At 70.3% G+C, this 19,616-nt stretch carries 18 protein-coding genes and 1 pseudogene; 11 read left to right on the top strand and 8 right to left on the bottom strand.

What is annotated here, in order from left to right; genetic code table 11:
• Positions 1-54 precede the first annotated feature (54 nt).
• Positions 55-1,158: pseudogene (locus tag NYP07_RS21465) on the top strand (methyl-accepting chemotaxis protein); the annotation flags it as partial.
• 295 nt (positions 1,159-1,453) lie between these two features.
• On the top strand, positions 1,454-3,019 hold the full coding sequence (locus NYP07_RS21460; RefSeq protein WP_268153803.1) for a M4 family metallopeptidase: 1,566 nt from the start codon (positions 1,454-1,456) through the stop codon (positions 3,017-3,019).
• Positions 3,020-3,083: 64 nt separating this feature from the next.
• Here the strand turns inward: NYP07_RS21460 and rpiA are convergent, their stop codons facing one another.
• A complete protein-coding gene (gene rpiA / locus NYP07_RS21455; protein ID WP_268153801.1) occupies positions 3,084-3,743 on the bottom strand; it encodes a ribose-5-phosphate isomerase RpiA in 660 nt (219 codons plus the stop codon).
• Between the two features lie 21 nt (positions 3,744-3,764).
• The gene (locus NYP07_RS21450; protein WP_268153799.1) at positions 3,765-4,886 is read right to left on the bottom strand and encodes a 3-deoxy-7-phosphoheptulonate synthase; all 1,122 of its coding nucleotides are present in this window, start codon (positions 4,884-4,886) and stop codon (positions 3,765-3,767) included.
• Between the two features lie 71 nt (positions 4,887-4,957).
• On the opposite strand from NYP07_RS21450, the gene NYP07_RS21445 reads away from it, so the two are divergent.
• Together NYP07_RS21445 and NYP07_RS21440 are read left to right on the top strand one after the other, a co-directional pair.
• Positions 4,958-5,998, top strand: coding sequence for a quinone-dependent dihydroorotate dehydrogenase (locus NYP07_RS21445; RefSeq protein ID WP_268153797.1), 1,041 nt, complete (start codon positions 4,958-4,960; stop codon positions 5,996-5,998).
• 17 nt (positions 5,999-6,015) lie between these two features.
• Positions 6,016-6,510, top strand: coding sequence for an outer membrane protein assembly factor BamE (locus NYP07_RS21440; RefSeq protein ID WP_268153795.1), 495 nt, complete (start codon positions 6,016-6,018; stop codon positions 6,508-6,510).
• Positions 6,511-6,635: 125 nt separating this feature from the next.
• On the opposite strand, the gene parC is transcribed toward NYP07_RS21440, so the two are convergent.
• From parC to NYP07_RS21420, 4 genes are read right to left on the bottom strand one after another with little or no spacing between them, the layout of a single operon-like run.
• Positions 6,636-8,978, bottom strand: a complete 2,343-nt coding sequence (parC, locus tag NYP07_RS21435) for a DNA topoisomerase IV subunit A (protein ID WP_268153793.1) — start codon at positions 8,976-8,978, stop codon at positions 6,636-6,638.
• Positions 8,975-9,634, bottom strand: coding sequence for a lytic transglycosylase domain-containing protein (locus NYP07_RS21430; RefSeq protein WP_268153791.1), 660 nt, complete (start codon positions 9,632-9,634; stop codon positions 8,975-8,977). Before NYP07_RS21430 ends, parC begins: the two co-directional genes overlap by 4 nt.
• On the bottom strand, positions 9,631-10,155 hold the full coding sequence (locus NYP07_RS21425) for a GNAT family N-acetyltransferase (RefSeq protein WP_268153789.1): 525 nt from the start codon (positions 10,153-10,155) through the stop codon (positions 9,631-9,633). The genes NYP07_RS21430 and NYP07_RS21425 overlap by 4 nt, the downstream gene beginning before the upstream one ends.
• Before the next feature lies 1 nt (position 10,156).
• Complete coding sequence (locus NYP07_RS21420; RefSeq protein WP_268153788.1) at positions 10,157-12,139, bottom strand: DNA topoisomerase IV subunit B; 1,983 nt, start codon at positions 12,137-12,139, stop codon at positions 10,157-10,159.
• A gap of 67 nt (positions 12,140-12,206) precedes the next feature.
• Between NYP07_RS21420 and NYP07_RS21415 the strand changes: the two genes are divergently transcribed.
• The 7 genes from NYP07_RS21415 to NYP07_RS21385 all read left to right on the top strand — a co-directional run bounded on the left by NYP07_RS21415 (position 12,207) and on the right by NYP07_RS21385 (position 18,430).
• Positions 12,207-13,559: an amidohydrolase family protein gene (locus tag NYP07_RS21415; RefSeq protein ID WP_268153787.1), complete on the top strand. Its 1,353-nt coding sequence runs from the start codon at positions 12,207-12,209 to the stop codon at positions 13,557-13,559.
• Between the two features lie 13 nt (positions 13,560-13,572).
• The gene (locus NYP07_RS21410) at positions 13,573-14,796 is read left to right on the top strand and encodes an MFS transporter (RefSeq protein WP_268153786.1); all 1,224 of its coding nucleotides are present in this window, start codon (positions 13,573-13,575) and stop codon (positions 14,794-14,796) included.
• Positions 14,793-14,918, top strand: a complete 126-nt coding sequence (locus NYP07_RS21405; RefSeq protein WP_268153784.1) for a hypothetical protein — start codon at positions 14,793-14,795, stop codon at positions 14,916-14,918. The genes NYP07_RS21410 and NYP07_RS21405 overlap by 4 nt, the downstream gene beginning before the upstream one ends.
• Positions 14,915-15,424, top strand: a complete 510-nt coding sequence (locus NYP07_RS21400; RefSeq protein ID WP_268153782.1) for a class I SAM-dependent methyltransferase — start codon at positions 14,915-14,917, stop codon at positions 15,422-15,424. Before NYP07_RS21405 ends, NYP07_RS21400 begins: the two co-directional genes overlap by 4 nt.
• A 29-nt stretch (positions 15,425-15,453) precedes the next feature.
• Complete coding sequence (dapA, locus tag NYP07_RS21395; RefSeq protein WP_268153780.1) at positions 15,454-16,335, top strand: 4-hydroxy-tetrahydrodipicolinate synthase; 882 nt, start codon at positions 15,454-15,456, stop codon at positions 16,333-16,335.
• A gap of 66 nt (positions 16,336-16,401) precedes the next feature.
• On the top strand, positions 16,402-17,580 hold the full coding sequence (gene bamC / locus NYP07_RS21390; protein ID WP_268153779.1) for an outer membrane protein assembly factor BamC: 1,179 nt from the start codon (positions 16,402-16,404) through the stop codon (positions 17,578-17,580).
• A 70-nt stretch (positions 17,581-17,650) separates the two neighbouring features.
• The gene (locus tag NYP07_RS21385) at positions 17,651-18,430 is read left to right on the top strand and encodes an MBL fold metallo-hydrolase (protein ID WP_268153778.1); all 780 of its coding nucleotides are present in this window, start codon (positions 17,651-17,653) and stop codon (positions 18,428-18,430) included.
• 146 nt (positions 18,431-18,576) lie between these two features.
• On the opposite strand, the gene NYP07_RS21380 is transcribed toward NYP07_RS21385, so the two are convergent.
• Both NYP07_RS21380 and NYP07_RS21375 read right to left on the bottom strand, forming a co-directional pair.
• Positions 18,577-18,783, bottom strand: coding sequence for a hypothetical protein (locus tag NYP07_RS21380; protein WP_268153777.1), 207 nt, complete (start codon positions 18,781-18,783; stop codon positions 18,577-18,579).
• Between the two features lie 165 nt (positions 18,784-18,948).
• Positions 18,949-19,443: a hypothetical protein gene (locus tag NYP07_RS21375; protein WP_268153776.1), complete on the bottom strand. Its 495-nt coding sequence runs from the start codon at positions 19,441-19,443 to the stop codon at positions 18,949-18,951.
• Positions 19,444-19,616: the final 173 nt, after the last annotated feature.

Below are 19,616 nucleotides of genomic sequence, written 5' to 3'. Positions count from 1 at the left end.
GGCCTGGCCTGGCTGGTCGGCATCGGCGCCGTGCTGGGTGCCGGCGGCGGCGCTGGCGCCAGCCTGCGCGAGGCGACCGAGGCCGCCGAGGCCCTGGCCCGCTTCGACCTGACCCATGCCATCCGGGACGGCGGCAGCGGCGATGGTGGCCGCCTGCTGCAGGCGTTGCAGAACACGCAGTCCTCGCTGCAGCGCCTCATCGGCGACGTGCGCAGCGCGGCCGACAGCATCGGCACGGCCAGCGCCGAGATCGCGGTCGGCAACCACGACCTGTCCCAGCGCACCGAGCAGACCGCCTCCAACCTTCAGCAGGCGGCCTCGTCGATGTCCGAGCTGACCGGCACCGTCAAGCAGACGGCCGACGCGGCGATGACGGCCAACCAGCTCGCCAGCTCGGCCGCCAGCGTGGCCCAGCGCGGCGGCGCGGCGGTGTCCCAGGTCGTCGCGACGATGGACGAGATCAGCCAGAGCTCGCGCAAGATCAACGAGATCATCGGCACCATCGACGGCATCGCCTTCCAGACCAACATCCTGGCGCTGAACGCGGCCGTGGAGGCGGCGCGCGCCGGCGAGCAGGGCCGCGGCTTCGCCGTCGTGGCCGGCGAGGTGCGTGCGCTGGCCCAGCGCAGCGCCGAGGCGGCCAAGGAGATCAAGACCCTCATCAGCGCCAGCGTGGAGCGCGTGGACTCCGGCACCGAGCAGGTCCAGGCCGCCGGCGCCACGATGACCGAGATCGTCGCCAGCGTGCAGCGCGTGACCGACATCATCGGCGAGATCAGCGCCGCCGCACGCGAGCAGAGCGAGGGCATCGGCGTCGTCAACGGCTCGGTCGTGCAGCTCGATCAGATGACGCAGCAGAACGCGGCCCTGGTGGAAGAGTCCGCCGCCGCGGCCGAGAGCCTGCGCGAGCAGTCGGCCCGCATGGCCGAGGCCATCGGCGTGTTCAAGCTCGGCGGCACGGCCGCAAGGCAGACGGCGGCCAAGGCGGCGGCCCCGCGGCCCGTGCCCGCCAAGGTTCCCGTCGCGAAGCCGGCCGCGCCCAGGAAGGCTGCGGCCACGCCTGCCGCCATGCCGGCGGTGAAGCCGGCCGTCGCACCGCGGCCTGCCGCCCCCGTCCCGCCCCCGGCGGCCGACGACGGCGACTGGGAAACCTTCTGAGCGGGCCTTACCGCACCGCGTCGCGGGCGCCCGGGCCGGCGCCCGCTTCTTTTAAGTTTTGTGAATCAGGGTCTCCCCGTCCCTGGATCGCAGGCATGCCGGCCCGGGCCCGCTGCCACCAATGAATGAGCGCCTCCAGCGCCCGGTGTCGGCCGCCTGCGGCTGTTGTGCGCCGACGCCAGATCGGGGACAGCCCTGACCGCTGGCCGCAGGCGGCGCAAGCACAGTCGCGCCCGCGCCTCACCGGCGCAGACCTGCGGCAGATCCGCCGCTTCCAACAAGTCAGGAGCTTTCCATGCATTGCCCCATCTTTCGCCTCACGCTGCTGAGTGCGGCCCTCACGGCCTCTTTGGCCCAAGCCCAGTCCTTCCATGCCGATGCGGCCCAGCTGCAATCCATGCAGTCGCGCGCCGAGGCCCATGTGCGCCAGTTCCCCGGCCTGAGCATGCACGGCAGCGACCACAGCTACCAGGTGCGGGACATCGTCGTCGACGCGGACGGCAGCAGCCATGTGCGCATGGACCGCACGGTCGGCGGCCTGCGCGTCATCGGCGGCGACCTCGTCGTGCAGACCGACCGCATGGGCAATCTGCGCGCAATGCACCACAACCTGCACTGGCGCGTCGGCGCCGCCGGCAAGCCGGCCCTGAACGCCAACCGCGCCGCGATGACCGTCACGCGCACGCTGGCCGGCAACGTGGGCAAGCCCGAACTCGTCATCTACGCCCGCGACCAGGCGCCCGCGCTGGCCTGGGACGTGCCCGTGTCCGGCGAAGGCGCCGACGGCACGCCGTTCGAGAAGCATGTGATCGTCGACGCGACGAACGGCCGCCAACTGGATGCCTGGGACGACATCCACACGGCCGCCGCCGCCGGCACCGGCAGGACGCTGTACAGCGGCAATGTCGCGCTGACGACCAACAGCACCAGCACCGGCTACGAGCTGCGCGACCCCAGCCGCGGCAGCACCTACACCATCGACATGAAGAACCGCACCAGCGGCGGCGCCATCCTGACCGACGCCGACAACATCTGGGGCAACAACACCACCAGCGACACGGCCAGCGCCGCCACCGACGCCCAGTACGGCACGGCCGTGACCTGGGACTATTACAAGAACGTCCATGGCCGCAGCGGCATCGCCAACGACGGCAAGGGCGCCTACAACCGCGTGCACTACGGCCGCAGCTACAACAACGCCTACTGGTCGGACTCCTGCTTCTGCATGACCTACGGCGACGGCGACGGCACCTCGCTCAAGCCCCTGGTGGCGCTGGACGTGGCCGGCCACGAGATGACGCACGGCGTGACCAGCCGCACAGCCAACCTGACCTATTCGGGCGAATCCGGCGGCCTCAACGAAGCCACCTCGGACATCATGGGCACGATGGTGGAGTTCTACGCCGCCAACACCAGCGACGTGGGCGACTACCTGATCGGCGACAAGGTCATGGTGGCCGGCGGTGCGCTGCGCTATATGTACAAGCCCAGCATCGACGGCAGCTCGGCCGACTGCTGGTACTCGGGCGTGGGCAGCCTCGACGTGCACTACAGCTCGGGCGTCGCCAACCACTTCTACTTCCTGCTCGCCGAGGGCAGCAGCAGCCCCTACGGCAACAGCCCGACCTGCGTGAGCGGCAACACCCGCGTGGCCACCGGCAGCGGCACGCTGGCCGGCATCGGCCGCACCGCGGCGGCCAAGATCTGGTACCGCGCGCTGACCACGAAGATGACCTCCAGCACCGACTACGCCGGCGCGCGCGCCGCGACCATCGCCGCGGCCCAGGAACTGGCCACGACGCTGGGCGCCGACTACTCGGCCCAGGTCGCCGCCGCCTGGAGCGCGGTCGGCCGCAACTGAGGCGGGCCCTCCCCAGCGCTGCAAGGGGCGTCGGCAGACGCCCCTTTTTGCATGCGGCCCGGGTTCAGAAGCTCAGCGTCTTCACGCCGCCCGCGCCGCCGAGCAGGCAGACGCTGGCCTTGTGGCGCGCGAACACGCCGACCGTGACGACGCCGGGCCACTGGTTGACCTCGGTCTCGAAGGCCAGCGGGTCGGTGATGGCCAGGCCGCGCACGTCGAGGATGTGGCCGCCGTTGTCGGTGACGACGCCGGCACGCAGGCTGGCCGTGCCGCCGATGCTGGCGAAGCGGCGCGTCAGCTGGGCCGCCGCCATCGGGATGATCTCGACCGGCAGCGGGAAGGCGCCCAGCGTCTGCACGAGCTTGGATTCGTCGGCGATGCAGACGAATTTCGCGGCCAGGTCGGCGACGATCTTCTCGCGCGTCAGCGCGGCGCCGCCGCCCTTGACCATGAAGCCGCGGCCGTCGATCTCGTCGGCGCCGTCGATGTAGACGGCCAGGCCCGTCACGTCGGCGGCATCGAGCACCTTGATGCCGTGCCCGAGCAGGCGCTGCGTCGAGCGCTCGGAGCTGGACACGGCGCCGGGGATGGCGATGCCGCTGGCCGCCAAGGCGTCGATGAAGCAGTCCACCGTGGAGCCGGTGCCGACGCCGAGGACTTGGCCGGCGGGGACGTAATCCAGGGCCGCGCGGCCAACGAGTTGCTTGAGTTGGTCTTGGTTCATGTCGTGGATTCTCGGGCCGGGTCAGCCGCGGCGCTTCTGCACGGCGGCGGCGAGCTCGCGCAGCAGCGGCTCGGTCTGGGCCCAGCCCAGGCAGGCGTCGGTGATGGACACGCCGGGCTTGAGGTCGGCGCGGGTCTGGCCCTCGGCCAGGTCCTGCCGGCCCGGCTGCAGATGGCTCTCGATCATCACGCCGGTGATGCGTGCGTCGCCGCCGGCGATCTGGCCGGCCACGTCGCGGCCGACGTCGACCTGGCGCTCGTACTTCTTGCTGGAGTTGGCGTGCGAGAAGTCGATCATGACCTGCTCGCGCAGGCCCGAGGCCTTCAGCGCCTCGCAGGCGGCGGCGACCGAGGCCGCGTCGTAGTTGGGCGCCTTGCCGCCGCGCAGGATGACGTGGCAGTCGCTGTTGCCGCGCGTCTCGAAGATCGCGGCCGTGCCCATCTTGGTCATGCCCATGAAGGCATGGGCGCTGCCGGCGGCCAGCACGGCGTCGCTGGCGACCTTGATGCCGCCGTCGGTGCCGTTCTTGAAGCCGACCGGGCAGCTCAGGCCCGAGGCCAGTTGGCGGTGGCTCTGGCTCTCGGTGGTGCGCGCGCCGATGGCGCCCCAGGCGATCAGGTCGGAGATGTATTGCGGCGACAGCAGGTCCAGGAACTCGGTGCCGGCCGGCAGGCCCAGGCCGTTGATGTCCAGCAGCAGCTGGCGGGCCAGGCGCAGGCCCTCGTTCATATGGAAGCTACCGTCGAGCCTGGGATCGTTGATATAGCCCTTCCAGCCGACGGTAGTGCGCGGCTTCTCGAAGTAGACGCGCATCACCACCAGCAGGTCGCGGCTGAGCTCGTCGCGGGCGGCCTTCAGCAGCCGCGCGTAGTCCATGGCCTGGTCGTGGTCGTGGATGGAGCAGGGGCCGACGATGACGAGCAGGCGGTCGTCGCGGCCGTGCAGCACGTCGCTGATCTGCTGGCGGGCCTCTTCCACCAGCGACAGCGCCGCGTCCGGGATGGGCAGTTCCTCCAGCAGCAGGGCCGGGCTGATCAGCGCGCGGACGGCGCCGATGCGGGTGTCGTCGGTGCGCGTCGTGTCGCGGGTCGCGTCGCGGGAACCGGCTTCGCGGTCATGTTGGGGGTCGTCGAGCGGCTTCATACGGGTCTTCCGGGCCAGTGCAGCCCGTGATTATCCCGGGGTATCCCAGGGCGGCATGGACAATCGCGCCCATGCCCCTGATCCCCTACGCCCTCACCCGCCCCTTCCTGTTCGGCCTGGACCCCGAGCACGCCCATGAACTGACGCTGGACGGCATCGCCCGGCTGCAGAACACGCCGGCCCAATGCCTGTGGAGTGGCGAGCGCATCAGCGACCCCGTCACGCTGGCCGGCCTGCGCTTCCCCAACCGCATCGGCCTGGCCGCCGGCCTGGACAAGAACGGCCGCTGCATCGACGGCCTGGGCGCGATGGGCTTCGGCTTCATCGAGGTGGGCACCGTGACGCCCAAGGGCCAGCCCGGCAACGACAAGCCGCGCATGTTCCGCCTGCCCGAGGCGAACGCGCTGATCAACCGCCTGGGCTTCAACAACGAGGGGCTGGCCAGCTTCGTCGCGAACGTGAAGCGCGCCTACAGCTTCCGCGCGGCCGGCGGCGTGCTGGGCCTGAACATCGGCAAGAACGCCGCGACGCCCATCGAGAACGCGGCCGACGACTACCTGCTCGGCCTGGAAGGCGTGTTCCCGCATGCCGACTACATCACCATCAACATCTCCAGCCCGAACACGAAGAACCTGCGCGCGCTGCAGAGCGACGAGGCGCTGGACGCGCTGCTGTCGCGCCTGCAGCAGCGCAAGCTGCAGCTGGAGGGCCAGACCGGCCGCACGGTGCCGATGTTCGTGAAGATCGCGCCCGACCTGGAGGAGGCCCAGGTCGGCGTCATCGCGCAGACGCTCAAGGTCAACGGCATCGACGGCGTCATCGCGACCAACACGACGATTGCGCGCGACCAGGTGCAGGGCCTCGCGCACGCGGACGAGACCGGCGGCCTGTCCGGCGCGCCCGTCTTCGAGGCCAGCAACCGCGTCATCCGCCTGCTGCGCGCTGCCCTGCCCCAGGGCTATCCCATCATCGGCGTCGGCGGCGTGTTGAGCGGCGACGACGCACGCGCGAAGATCGAGGCCGGCGCCGACCTCGTGCAGGTCTACACCGGCCTGATCTACAAGGGCCCCGGCCTCGTGGCCGACTGCGCCAAGGCCCTGGCCCGGCGCTGACCGAACACCCGACCGCCATGCGCCTTGCCGCCCTCGCCCTCTGCACAGCGCTGCTCGCCGGCTGCGCGACGCCGGACCGTGACGCGCGGCTGCGGCCCGGCGCCAGCCTGGAGGCCGACGTGGTCGCGCTCTACGGCCAGCCACGGCGCGTCTGGCCCGACGGCGACGGCGGGCGCACGCTGGAGTATTCGAGCCAGCCCATGGGCAGGCATTGCTATCTGGTCCGCCTGGCCGCCGATGGCCGGCTGGTCGGCGTCACGGATGGCCTCTCGCCCGCCGGCCGCGCCCGCATCGAGCCCGGCATGACGCCGGAGCAGGTCGGCCGCCTGCTCGGCACCGAGCGCAGCCGGGTGTTCTTCCGCCTCAGCGGCGAGGAGGTCTGGGACTGGACCGTCGAGCCCGACGCATCGGGCTACGGGCTGCGCTTCAACGTCCACTTCAAGGACGGCGTCGTCGTGCGGACGACGCAGAGCATGGTGTTCCGGGACCGGTTCTTCCCGATGCAGGACTGACGCGCCGGCGCATCACGACGAAGCCGATGGCGGCCAGGCCGACAGCATGGCATTCGACAGGCCGAAGGCCTTGAGGTCGTCGCTGCCTGCCGTCAGCAAGCCAGGCTTGCCCCGGCCGGCGCGCCTCATTCGGCGCTCAGGCGCATCACCTTCTGCAGGCCCTCGACGTTCTTGCCCTTGCGCGCCCGCTTGCCGGCGTGGGCGGCCAGCGACTGGTTCCTCAGCAGCTCCTCGCGCGGCTTGCCGCCGCGGCCGCTGCCGTGCACGCGCAGCTGGGTCGTGAAGCAGGCCAGCGACAGCACGCTGTCCTTGACCTCCAGGTCCATCAGCATCAGGCCCTTGCCGCCCTTGGGCTGGTGCTTGAGCTCGTCGAGCGGGAAGCCCAGCAGCCGTCCCCCGGCGCTTAGCACGCCCAGCTGCAGCGCCACCGCATCGCCCGGCACCAGCGCCAGCAGCGGCAGCTCGCCGGCGTCCAGCGCCAGGAAGGTCTTGCCGGCGCGCTTAGAGCCGACCAGGTCGCCGATCTGCGCGATCAGGCCATAGCCGGTCGAGCCGGCCATCACGAGGCGCTGGGTCGGCGCGCCGGCGATGTAGTGGGCGATCTGGCTGCCGGTCTCCAGCTCGATCATCGTCGTGATGGGCTGGCCGTCGCCGCGGCCGCCCGGCAGCGTCGACACGGGCACGGAGTAGGCGCGGCCGTTGCTGCCGATGACGATCAGCGGGTCGACGCTGCGGCAGCGGAATGCGCCCCACAGCGCGTCGCCGGCCTTGAAGGTCTGCGCGGCGACGTCGACCTCATGGCCCTTCAGCGCCCTCACCCAGCCCTTCTGGCTGACGATGACGGTGACGGGCTCGTCGACGATCTTCACCTCGGCGACGACGCGCTTCTCGGCCTGGATCAGCGTGCGGCGCTCGTCGCCGTACTGCTTGGCGTCGGCCTCGATCTCCTTGATGACGGTGCGGCGCAGCGCCGCGGCGGAGCCGAGGATGTCTTCCAGCTTCGCGCGCTCGTCGCGCAGCTTGGACAGCTCCTGCTCGATCTTGATGGCCTCCAGCCGCGCCAGCTGGCGCAGCCGGATCTCGAGGATGTCCTCGGCCTGACGGTCACTGAGCATGAAGCGCGCGATCAGCGCCGCCTTGGGCTCGTCCGACTCGCGGATGATGCGGATCACCTCGTCGATGTTCAGCAGCACCAGCTGCCGGCCTTCGAGCACATGGATGCGGTCGTTGACATGGGCCAGGCGATGCTCGGTGCGGCGGCGCACCGTCGTCTGGCGGAAGCCGACCCACTCCACCAGCACCTCGCGCAGGCTCTTCTGCGTCGGGCGGCCATCGGCGCCGATCATCGTCAGGTTGACCGGCGCGCTGCTCTCCAGGCTGGTGTGGGCCAGCAGCGCATTGACGAGGTCCTGCTGCTCGACCGTGCGGCTCTTGGGCTCGAAGACGATGCGCACCGGCGCGTCCTTGCTGGACTCGTCGCGCACGCAGTCCAGCACCGCCAGCAGGCTGGCCTTGAGCTGCAGCTGCTCGGCGCTCAGCGTCTTCTTGCCGGCCTTGACCTTGGGGTTGGACAGCTCCTCGATCTCCTCCAGCACCTTCTGCGCGCTGGTGCCGTGCGGCAGCTCCGTGACGACGAGCTGCCACTGGCCACGCGCCAGGTCCTCGATCTTCCAGCGCGCACGCAGCTTGAGGCTGCCGCGGCCCGAGGTGTAGGCCGCGCGAATGTCCTCGGGCGCGCTGATGAGCTGGCCGCCGCCGGGGAAATCCGGGCCGGGCAGCAGCTCGAACAGCGCGTCGTCGCTCAGCCTGTCGTCCTTCAGCAGCGCGACGGCGGCCGCGGCCACCTCGCGCAGGTTGTGGCTGGGGATCTCGGTCGCCAGGCCCACGGCGATGCCGCTGGCGCCGTTCAGCAGCGCAAACGGCAGGCGCGCCGGCAGCTCGACGGGCTCCTGTGTCGTGCCGTCGTAGTTGGGGCGGAAGTCCACCGTGCCTTCGTCGATCTCGTCCAGCACCAGGCGGGCGATGGGCGCGAGGCGGGCTTCCGTGTAGCGCATCGCCGCGGCGCCGTCGCCGTCGCGGCTGCCGAAGTTGCCGTGGCCGTCGATCAGCGGGTAGCGCAGCGAGAAGTCCTGGGCCATGCGCACCAGCGCGTCGTAGACCGACTGGTCGCCGTGCGGGTGGAAGCTGCCGAGCACATCGCCCACCACCTTGGCGCCCTTGACCGGCTTGGCGCCGGAGCTGCCGCTCCAGCCCAGGCCCAGGCGGTGCATGGAGTAGAGGATGCGGCGCTGCACGGGCTTCTGGCCGTCGGCATAGGACGGCAGCGCGCGGCCCTTGACGACGCTGAGCGCGTATTCGAGATAGGCCTGCTGGGCGTAGGTGGCCAGCGTCAGCGCGTTGCTGTCGCTGTCACCGTTGTTGCCGCCATCGGTGGGGCCGTTGAAGTCGATCGTGGTCTGGGAACTCATGGATGCAGGGTCAAACGCTGCGCATGCGCCGGCTGGCTCTGCTGCAGCAAGGCCCAGTACAGCTCGAGCACGAGATGCACATGGGCCTGGGTTTCTTCGATGTCGGGCACGCGGCCGCCGGCGCGGCGCACGGCGCCCTCGCCGGCATTCCAGGCCGCCAGCGCCGCGTCGATATGGCCGAAGCGGCGGATCAGGTCGGCCAGCATGCGCGCGCCGGTGTGGATGTTGATGCGGGGCTCGATCAGCCGCGCCGCCTCGGCCGGCGACGCGTAGCGGCTGGCCGTTTCGGGGGTGATCTGCATCAGGCCCACGGCGCCACGCGGCGACACGGCGCCCTTCTGGTAGCTGGACTCGACAGCAATGACGGCTTTCAGCAGCTCGGCGTCCACGCCGGTCTGCTCAGCCGCCTCGCGCACCCAGGGCTGCACGGCCTTGACCTCGGGGGCAATGTCCAGCCAGGTCAGCATGGCCGTGCCGGCGTCGGTCTTGCCCGGCACGCGCTGCGTGCCCTGGCGGCCCAGCACGGGGGCATAGCGCGGGTCGATCTGGCTAGACGCGAAATGCGCCACACCGGCCGCGTCCACAAAGCCCCAGAGCTCGGCCCGGGCCGGTAGCGCCAGTGCCAGCAGCAACAGTGGCAGCAGCCAGCGCCTCATGCCGCCTCCAGCCCCAGGGCCACGCGGGCCTGGTATTCGCGGTCGAGCAGCGACATGACGATCAGCGAGTCATAGCCGTCGGCGCCGTCGATGGTCACCCGCACGCTCTCGCGCAGCCGGCCCTCCTCGACAAAGCCCTCGCCCTGGTAGAGCTTGAGGGCACGCGTGTTCAGCGCCTTCACATCGAGCCAGAAGCGATGCGCTTTCAGCTGCGTGAAGGCCATCGCCTTGAGCTGGCGCACCGCCGCGCGCCCCAGGCCGCGGCCCTTGGCCTGCAGCACGAGGCGCTTCAGCTCGACCGAGCCGTTCGGGTTGCGGCAGCCCTGCAGGACGACGAAGCCGATGCGCGCCAGCTGATCGCCCTCCTCGACGATGAAGTGGCGCGAGTCGGGGAAGCGGATCGCACCCTCGTGCTGCGGCCTCTCCCAGGCCGTGATGAAGGGCAGGTTGGCAGCGTCGCGCTCGACCGATACCACCCAGTCGAGGTCGGACAGCATCGTGGGGCGCAGGCGCAGGCTCATCTCAAATGTCGATTTCCACGGCGTCGCCGTGCAATTCCATCAGCTCGCGGCGCGACGCGGCCTCGCCCTTGCCCATCAGCTTGTTGAAAGCATCGACCGTGGCCATGAAGTCGAACTGGCCGTACTCCACGCGCGACAGGCGGCGCGTCTCCGGGTTCAGCGTCGTGTCCCACAGCTGCTCGGCGTTCATCTCGCCCAGGCCCTTGAAACGGCTGATGCTCCACGAGCCCTCGCGGGCGCCTTCCTTGCGCAGCTTGTCCAGCGTCGCGGTCAACTCGCCGTCGTCCAGCGCATAGAGCTTGGCCGCAGGCTTCTTGCCGCGGGCCGGCGCGTCCACGCGGTAGAGCGGCGGGCGGGCGACGAAGACATGGCCGGCCTCGACCAGCTTGGGGAAATGGCGGAAGAACAGCGTCAGCAGCAGCACCTGGATGTGGGAGCCGTCGACGTCGGCGTCCGACAGGATGCAGACCTTGCCGTAGCGCAGGCCGGACAGGTCCGGCGTGTCGCTGGGGCCGTGCGGGTCCACGCCCAGCGCGACCGAAATGTCGTGGATCTCGTTGTTCTTGAACAGCAGGTCGCGCTCCACCTCCCAGGCGTTCAGCACCTTGCCGCGCAGCGGCAGGATGGCCTGGGTCTCCTTGTCGCGCCCCATCTTGGCGCTGCCGCCGGCGGAGTCGCCCTCGACGAGGAAGACCTCGTTCAGCGTCAGGTCGCGGCTCTCGCAGTCGGTCAGCTTGCCCGGCAGCACGGCCACGCCCGAGCCCTTGCGCTTCTCGACCTTCTGGCTGGCCCGCTGGCGGGTCTGGGCCTGCTTGATGACCAGCTCGGCCAGCTTCTTGCCCTGGTCGACATGCTGGTTCAGCCACAGTTCCAGCGCCGGCTTCACGTAGGCGGACACCAGGCGCAGCGCGTCGCGCGAGTTCAGGCGCTCCTTGGTCTGGCCCTGGAACTGCGGGTCCAGCACCTTGGCCGACAGCACGAAGCTGGCGCGCGAGAACACGTCGTCGGGCATCAGCTTGACGCCCTTGGGCAGCAGCGAATGCATCTCGATGAAGCCCTTGACCGCACCGAACAGGCCGTCCTTGAGCCCGGACTCGTGCGTGCCGCCGGCCACCGTCGGGATCAGGTTCACATAGCTCTCGCGCAGCGGCGCGCCGTCTTCCGTGAAGGCCACGCACCAGGACGCGCCCTCGCCCTCGGCGAAGTTCTCGCTCTCGCCGGCGGTGGCGAAGCCCTCACCCTCGAACAGCGGGATCAGCGGGTCGGCGTTCAGCGACTGGGCCAGGTAGTCGCGCAGACCGGCCTTGTAGAGCCAGGTCGTCGTCTCATTGGTCTTCTCGACCTTCAGCGTCACCGTCACGCCGGGCATCAGCACGGCCTTGGAGCGCAACAGATGAATCAGTTCGTGACGCGGTAGCTCGGCGCTCTCGAAGTATTTGGCCTCGGGCCAGACGCGCACCGTTGTGCCCTGTTTGCGGTCGCCGCTGGCAGCCGGGCGGCTCACCACCTGCTGCACGACGTCGCCATGCTCGAAGGCGATGCCAGCCACCTGCTTGTCGCGCCAGACGGCCACTTCCAGCCGCCTGGCCAGCGCATTGGTCACGCTGACGCCCACGCCGTGCAGGCCGCCCGAGAAGCTGTAGGCGCCGCCCGAGCCCTTGTCGAACTTGCCGCCCGCATGCAGCCGCGTGAAGACGATCTCGACGACGGGCACGCCTTCTTCCGGGTGCAGGCCGAAGGGAATGCCGCGGCCGTCGTCGGCGACGGAGACCGAGCCGTCGACGTGCAGGGTCAGGTCGATGCGCTTGCCGAAGCCGGCCAGCGCCTCGTCGGCGGCGTTGTCGATGACCTCCTGGATGCAGTGCAGCGGGTTGTCGGTGCGGGTGTACATGCCCGGCCGCTGCTTGACGGGCTCCAGGCCCTTCAAGACACGGATGGAGGCTTCGCCGTAACTGGCGGGATTGGAAGACGGACGGCTGGACATAGGGGCGGGATTCTAAGAAGTAGGATTCGCCGCCCTTTGGATGCCCTGCTCTACCGAGCCCTGCCGCTTGAGATTCCTGACCTCACTTTTGCTGCTCGCCACCGGCCTCGCCCAGGCCCAGGCGCCCACCCCGCAGCCCTACCAGGCCAGCGCCCCGCTGTCCTGGGAGCTGAAGAACGCCCGCTGGTTCGACGGCCAGAAGCTGCAGCGCGGCAACCTCTATATCGAGAACGGCGTCTTCGTCGCGAAGAAGCCGGCCAAGGTCAACCGCAAGATGGACCTGCGCAACCAGCAGGCCCTCATCAACCCGCTGGCCGAGGCCCACAACCACAATCTGCAGACCGCCTGGGGCTGGAGCCAGTACGCCGACCGCTACCTGGACGAGGGCGTGTTCTACGCCGCCATGCTCTGCGGCGACCCGGCCGGCGTGGCCGCGGTGCGGCCGCTGGCCGCCAGGCCCGCGGCGCCGGACACCAGCTTCGTCACCGCCTGCATCACCGCGCCCGACGGCTACCCGCTGGCCGCCGTGTTGCCCGAGCCCAGCCCCGAGGCGGCCGCGGCACAGCAGCAGATCGTCCTCGTCGACGGCCCAGAGCAGGCCATCGAGCAATGGCCGGCCATCAAGGCCCGCGGCGGCGCTTGGCTGCGCATCGTGCTGGCCCACAGCGAGCGCCCCGACCTGCGCCAGCAGCCGGCCCTGTTCGGCCGACTCGGCCTGCGGCCCGACACGGCCAGCGAGCTGACCCGCCTGGCCCATGCCGACGGCCGGCGCGTCGTCGCCCACGTCGAGACCGCCGCCGACTTCGACGCCGCCCTGGCCGCGGGCGTGGACGCCATCGCCCACCTGCCCGGCTATGCCAACACGCTGGACGAGGCGCCCGAGGTCTTTGCCATCAGCGAGAACGCGGCCCGCCAGGCCGCCCGCCAGCACACCGCCGTCATCACGACGACGGCCGCCACCGCCCTCTTCAAGCTCGATGCCGCGCCGCTGGTCGCGCTGCGCGAGGTGCAGCGCGCCAATTTGGCCAGGCTGCAGGCCGCCGGCGTGCAGCTGCTGATCGGCTCCGACGTCTTCATCGGCACCGCGCGCGCCGAGCTGCATGCGCTGGACGAGCTCGGCCTCGACCGCACGACGCTGCTGCGCCTGGCCACCCAAGACACGCCGCGCGCCCTCTTCCCCAACCGCCGCATCGGCTGCTTCGAGCCCGGCTGCGAGGCCAGCTTCCTGCTGCTGGGCGGCGACCCGCTGGCCGACCTGGCCCAGGTGGACATGCCGCTGCTGCGCGTCAAGCAGGGCCGCCTGCTGACCCGGCTGGCCGACGTGGCCGCGTCCAGCGCCCAGGTCAGCACGTCGACGGCCGATGCGCCCAAGGCGGCGAAGAAGAAAAAGGCCGGCAAAGCCAAGGTCAAGCGGCGCTGACTACATTCTCGCGATGACCGTCCACCGCCCCACTTCCCCCGGCCTGTCCGTCCAGCAGGTGCTGCTGTGCGGCGCCCTCGTCGTCACGCTGTCGATGGGCATACGCCACGGCTTCGGCTTCTGGCTGCAGCCCATCATCACCGAGCGCGGCTGGACGCGCGAAACCTTCTCCTTCGCGATGGCCGTGCAGAACCTGGCCTGGGGCATTGCAGGTCCCGTCGCCGGCATGCTGGCCGACCGCTTCGGCGCCTGGAAGGTGCTGATCGCCGGCGGCCTGAGCTATGCGCTCGGCCTGTTGCTGATGGCCGTGTCCAGCCACCCGCTGGCCTTCACGCTCAGCGCCGGCGTGCTGATCGGCATCGCGCAGTCGGGCTCGACCTATGCCGTCATCTACGGCGTGCTGGGCCGCACCGTGTCGGACGAGAAGCGCTCCTGGGCCTTCGGCGTCGCCGCGGCGGCGGGCTCCTTCGGCCAGTTCTTCATGATCCCGGCCGAGACCTGGCTGATCGCGCACCTGGGCTGGCAGGGCGCCCTCTTCCTGCTGGCGGGCACGGCCCTGCTCATCGTGCCGCTGGCACTGGGCATCCGCGAGCGCCGCACCGGCGCAGCCGCCGCCGGCCACCAAAGCATCGGCCATGCGCTGCGCGAGGCCTTCGGCTACCGCAGCTTCCAGCTGCTGATGCTGGGCTACTTCGTCTGCGGCTTCCAGGTCGTCTTCATCGGCGTGCACCTGCCCAGCTATCTGCGCGACCACGGCCTGGGGCTGGGCGTGTCGACCGGCGCGCTGATGCTGATCGGCCTGTTCAACATCTTCGGCACCTTTGCGGCCGGCATGCTGGGGCAGCGCCTGCCCAAGCGCTATCTGCTGTCGGCCATCTACGGCCTGCGCTCCATCGCCATCGTCGCCTTCATCTCGCTGCCGCTGACGCCGGCCAGCGTCTACGTCTTCGCCGCCGTCATCGGCTTCCTGTGGCTGTCCACCGTGCCGCCGACCAATGCCGTCGTCGCCCAGATCTTCGGCGCCCAACACCTGTCCATGCTGGGCGGCTTCGTCTTCCTCAGCCACCAGATCGGCAGCTTCCTGGGCGTCTGGCTGGGCGGGCGGCTGTACGACGCGACGGGCAGCTACGACGTCGTCTGGTGGCTGGCCGTGGCCCTGGGCCTGATGGCCCTGCTGGCCAATCTGCCGGTGCGCGAAACGCCCATCGCGCGCTCGCTGCAGGCCCAGCCGGCATGAAACCGCGCCGCTGGATCCTGCCCGCGCTCGCCGTCGCCGTGCTGGCGGCGACCACGCTGGCCTACCGCCACCCGGCCGTCATGATCCAGCTCAGCGAGCAGATCTGGGCCTGCTTCGGATGAGCCCGACGCCCTCGGCCTGGCTGCGGCGCTTCGCGCCCGCCACACCCGGCACGGCGCTGGACCTGGCCTGCGGCTCGGGCCGCAACCTGGCCTGGCTGGCCGCGGCCGGCTGGCGGGTCACCGGGCTCGACCGCGACACGGCCGCCACCGCGCCGCTGCGCGCGCAGGCCGAGATCATCGACGCCGACATCGAATCCGGCCCCTGGCCGCTGGCCGGCCGCCGCTTCGACCTGGTCGTCGTCTGCAACTACCTGTGGCGCCCGCTGCTCGGCGACATCCGCGCCGCCGTCGAGCCCGGCGGCTGGCTGGTCTGGGAAACCTTCGCCGACGGCCAGCAGAGCATCGGCCGGCCGTCGCGGCCCGAGTTCCTGCTGCAGCGGGGCGAATTGCTGCGCGTCTGCGAGGGCTGGAACATCGTGGCTTACGAAGACCTGTTCGAGAACGGCGCTAAAGCCGAAACGCCGCCACGTTTCGTCCAGCGCGTTGCGGCCGTCCGACCGCCCTAAAATCGACCGATTCACAGCACATTCACACCATGAAGCCCATCCTCGGCAGCATCGTCGCCCTCGTCACCCCCATGAACGATGACGGCAGCATCGACTACCCGGCCCTGCGTCGCCTGATCGACTGGCATGTCGAGTCCGGCACGGCCTGCGTCGGCGTCGTCGGCACCACGGGCGAGTCGCCCACGGTCAGCATGGAAGAGAACCGCGAAATCATCCGTGTCGCGGTCGAGCACGCCAAGGGCCGCATCCCCATCCTGGCCGGCACCGGCGCCAACTCGACGGCCGAGGCCATCGAGCTGAGCCGCTACGCCAGGGAGGTCGGGGCCGACTGCACGCTGTCCGTCGTGCCCTACTACAACAAGCCCTCGCAGGAAGGCATCTACCAGCACTTCAAGGCCATCGCCGAGGCCGTGGACATCCCGATGATGCTCTACAACGTGCCCGGCCGGACCGTCGCGGACATGCTGCCCGAGACGACGCTGCGCTGCGCCTCGCTGCCCGGCGTCTTCGGCGTCAAGGAGGCCACCGGCAACATCGAGCGCGCCGCCCACCTCATCAAGCACGCGCCCAAGGGCTTCCACGTCTACTCGGGCGACGACGGCACGGCGGTGGCGCTGATGCTGCTCGGCGGCCACGGCAATGTCAGCGTGACGGCCAACGTCGCGCCGCGCGAGATGGCCGAGATGTGCCGCCTCGCCATCGAAGGCAACGCCGTCGAGGCCCGCAAGATCCACCTGAAGCTGCTCGGCCTGCACAAGCAGCTGTTCTGCGAACCCAGCCCCGCGCCGGCCAAGTGGGCGCTGTCGCGCCTGGGCCGCTGCGGCGCCACGGTGCGCCTGCCCATCACGCCGCTGACGGCCGCCGGCCAGGCCGGCGTCGGCCAGGCCATGAACGAAGCCGGGCTCGCCTGAGCCTCTGGTCTAATGCGCCGCTGCGCCGGCCTTGCCCGGCGCCTTTGTTCCCCGGAGATTTCCAGCGTGACGTCCCTTCTCTCGATTCGCCCGACGGCGACCTGCCTGGCCTGCACGGCCTTCGTCCTGTCGCTCGGCGGCTGCAGCACCTTCGACAGCCTCTTCTCTAGCGACAAGGTCGACTACCACACCGCAGCCAAGCAGACCCAGGGCCTGGAAGTCCCGCCCGACCTGACCCAGCTCGCCAAGGACAGTCGCGCCCAGGTGCAGGGCGGCTCCATCACGGCCTCGCAGCTGTCCGCCGTCAGGCCCGCCAACTCGGCGAATGCCCAGGCCGCGGCGACCGGCAGCGTGGCGACCAATGCCATCGGCGACATCCGCATGGAGCGCAGCGGCACCGACCGCTGGCTGCACGTGTCGGCCACGCCCGAACAGCTCTGGCCGCAGCTGCGCGCCTTCTGGCAGGAGCGCGGCCTCGAGGTCGTCAAGGAGCAGCCCGAGCTCGGCGTCATGGAAACCAACTGGGCCGAGAACCGCGCCAAGCTGCCTCAGGACTTCATCCGCTCGACCATCGGCAAGGTCTTCGAGGGCCTGTACTCGACCGGTGAGCGCGACATGTACCGCACCCGCGTGGACCGCAGCGCGAACGGCACCGACATCTTCATCAGCCACCGCGGCTTGCAGGAGGTCTACACCACCTCCGGCCGCGACTCGACCGCCTGGCAGGGCCGCCCGAGCGACCCCTATCTCGAAGCCGAGATGCTGTCACGCCTGATGCTCAAGCTCGGCGGCAAGGAAGAGGCGGCCAAGGCCGTCGTCGCCGAGGCCGGCAAGCCGGCACCCGCCACGGCGGCCAGCACGCTGAGGGTCGGCGGCGAGGCACCGAAGGCGCGCCGCCCGCTGTCCGAAGTGCCCGACAGCCTCAGCGTCGCCGACGGCTTCGACCGCGCCTGGCGCCGCGTCGGCCTGTCGCTGGACCGCCATGGCTTCACGATCGAGGACCGCGACCGCGCGGCCGGCCTGTTCTATCTGCGCTATGCCGACCCCGAGCAGGCGGGCAAGGACGAGCCCAATTTCTTCCAGCGCCTGTTCGGCGCCAAGGCAGCGGCGCCGGTGCGCTACCGCGTGTCGGTCAAGGCCGAGGGCGTCAAGAGCACGGTCGGCATCCTGAACGAACACGGCCAGGCCGTCGCCGACGACAACGCCAAGCGCATCCTGTCGTTGCTGATGGACGACCTGAAATAAGCCCAACCTTCCCGCGGGTGCCACCGGCGCCCCGGCAGGGTCGGTCGGCTGTCAGGGCTCACAGGTTGTGATGCGCTTCTGCAGTCTCGGCAGCGGCAGTTCCGGCAACTCGACGCTGGTCGAGGCCAGCCAGGGCATCACGAGCACACGGCTGCTCGTCGATGCCGGCTTCAGCGCACGCGAGCTGACACGCCGCCTCGCCCGCGCCGGCTGCACGCCGGCCGAGCTGGATGCCCTCTTCATCACCCACGAGCACGGCGACCACATCGGCTGCGCGCTCGCCTTCGCGAGCCGGCACCGCCTGCCGCTGATGATGAGCCGCGGCACCTGGCGGGCCGTCGGCAGCGCCGACTTCGACCCTGCGCTGCTGCGCATCGTGAAGAGCGGCGAGATCGTCGCGCTGGGCGACCTGGAACTGCGGCCCTTCGCCGTGCCCCACGACGCGCAGGAGCCGCTGCAGCTGACGCTGGGCGATGGCGCCGCAAGGCTGGGGCTGCTCACCGACCTCGGCTGCGCGCCGGACGACGTCGCCGCGGCGCTGGCGGGTTGCCGGGCCCTGCTGCTCGAATGCAACCACGACGAGGCGCTGCTGCGCGACGGCCCCTATCCGCCGTCGCTGAAGAAGCGCATCCTCGGCAGCCACGGCCACCTGTCCAACGCCGCGGCGGCCGACCTGCTCGCGCGCTGCCGGCATGCGGCGCTGGGCGACGTCGTCGCCGCCCACCTCAGCGAGCGCAACAACTCGCCCGTGCTGGCCCGCGAGGCGCTGGCCGGGGCGCTGGGCCGCTCATCGGCCGATGTCCGCGTGGCGGATCCGGCGCTGGGTTTTGACTGGCTGGACCTGTACTGAAGCAGGGACGCGCTGCACGCTCGACGCGGCAGCAGGGAGCCGGCAAAGTTTTGTAATTCCGGCCGAAACCCGGGATTCAGGGTGTCGGAAAAGAAAAAGCCGTCGCTGCCTGAGCAGCGACGGCTCTTTCCGTGGGGACGAAGTGATTACTTCGAAGCGGCCGAAGCGGCAGCGTCCACGACGGCCGAGGCGGCCGTGTCAACGGCGCTGGCGGCGGCAGAAGCGGCATCAACCACGGCCGAAGCGGCGGCGGCGACGGGAGCGGGCACTTCCACCTTGGGCTCTTCCTTCTTGCTGCAAGCGGTCAGGGCAACGGCAGCCAGCAGGGAAGCCAACAGGATCGACTTTTTCATACTTGTCCTCAAACGTTTAAACGACGGTGCACACCATAACTTTGGGGCCGAGCGCCAGCACTTTTCGTTGCACCGACTGTCGACCCCAACAGAACAAGACGCGGAAAACCTCGAGCGCTTCCCTCGCCTAGCCATTGATTATAGGGGTTGGCTTGTCACAAAGACTCATAGTCCCAAAGTCGTCGGCGCAAATGATTCGCTGGAACGTTGCGCCAGGGCATCAAACCATTCCAGCCCCCGCTGATATTCGGCCGCCCCCAGCGCCAGCTCGCCGCGCCAGAGGTGGCGGTCGAAAAGGCGCAGGCTCAGCGCCCCCTGCTCACCAACCGCCAGCAGCAAGCTTTCGGGCGCGGCCTCCAGCCTGAGCTCGGGCTCGACGGCGCGCGCCGTCACGCAATGCGCGTAATCGCGCCGCCAGCGCACGAAGCGCGGATGGCGCCGCGCGACGTCGTCGTACTGCAGGGCCAGCAGATGCAGCTGGCGCCCGGGCCGCGCCCAGGCGGTCAAGGCCGCCAGTGTCGCCGCGTCGGACAGCGGCCAGTCGACGAAGCTCGCGTCCCAGGCATGCAGTTCGCGCTGCCCCTGGTCGCCGGCCCAGGCCAGAGCCTCGGTGAGCAGGCGCTGGAAGTCCGTGCGGCCGGCAAAGCCATGCGGGGTCATTGGTGCACCCTTCGGCCTGCGGCCTGTCCCGCCAAGCGGGAGCGAGCTTGCTCGGGGCGGCCCTGCGCGGCGCTCATTGGGCAACCTCCTGCTTGTTGACATCGACGAGGAGGTGGACCGAGGGTAGGAACTGACTTCCGTGCCCCCATGGTGACTGCCTGCGGCGCTGGCCT

The organism is Pelomonas aquatica (assembly GCF_026712205.1).
In the GTDB taxonomy this organism is placed as follows: domain Bacteria; phylum Pseudomonadota; class Gammaproteobacteria; order Burkholderiales; family Burkholderiaceae_C; genus Pelomonas; species Pelomonas aquatica.
This window is presented reverse-complemented; position numbering and strand designations above follow the sequence as displayed.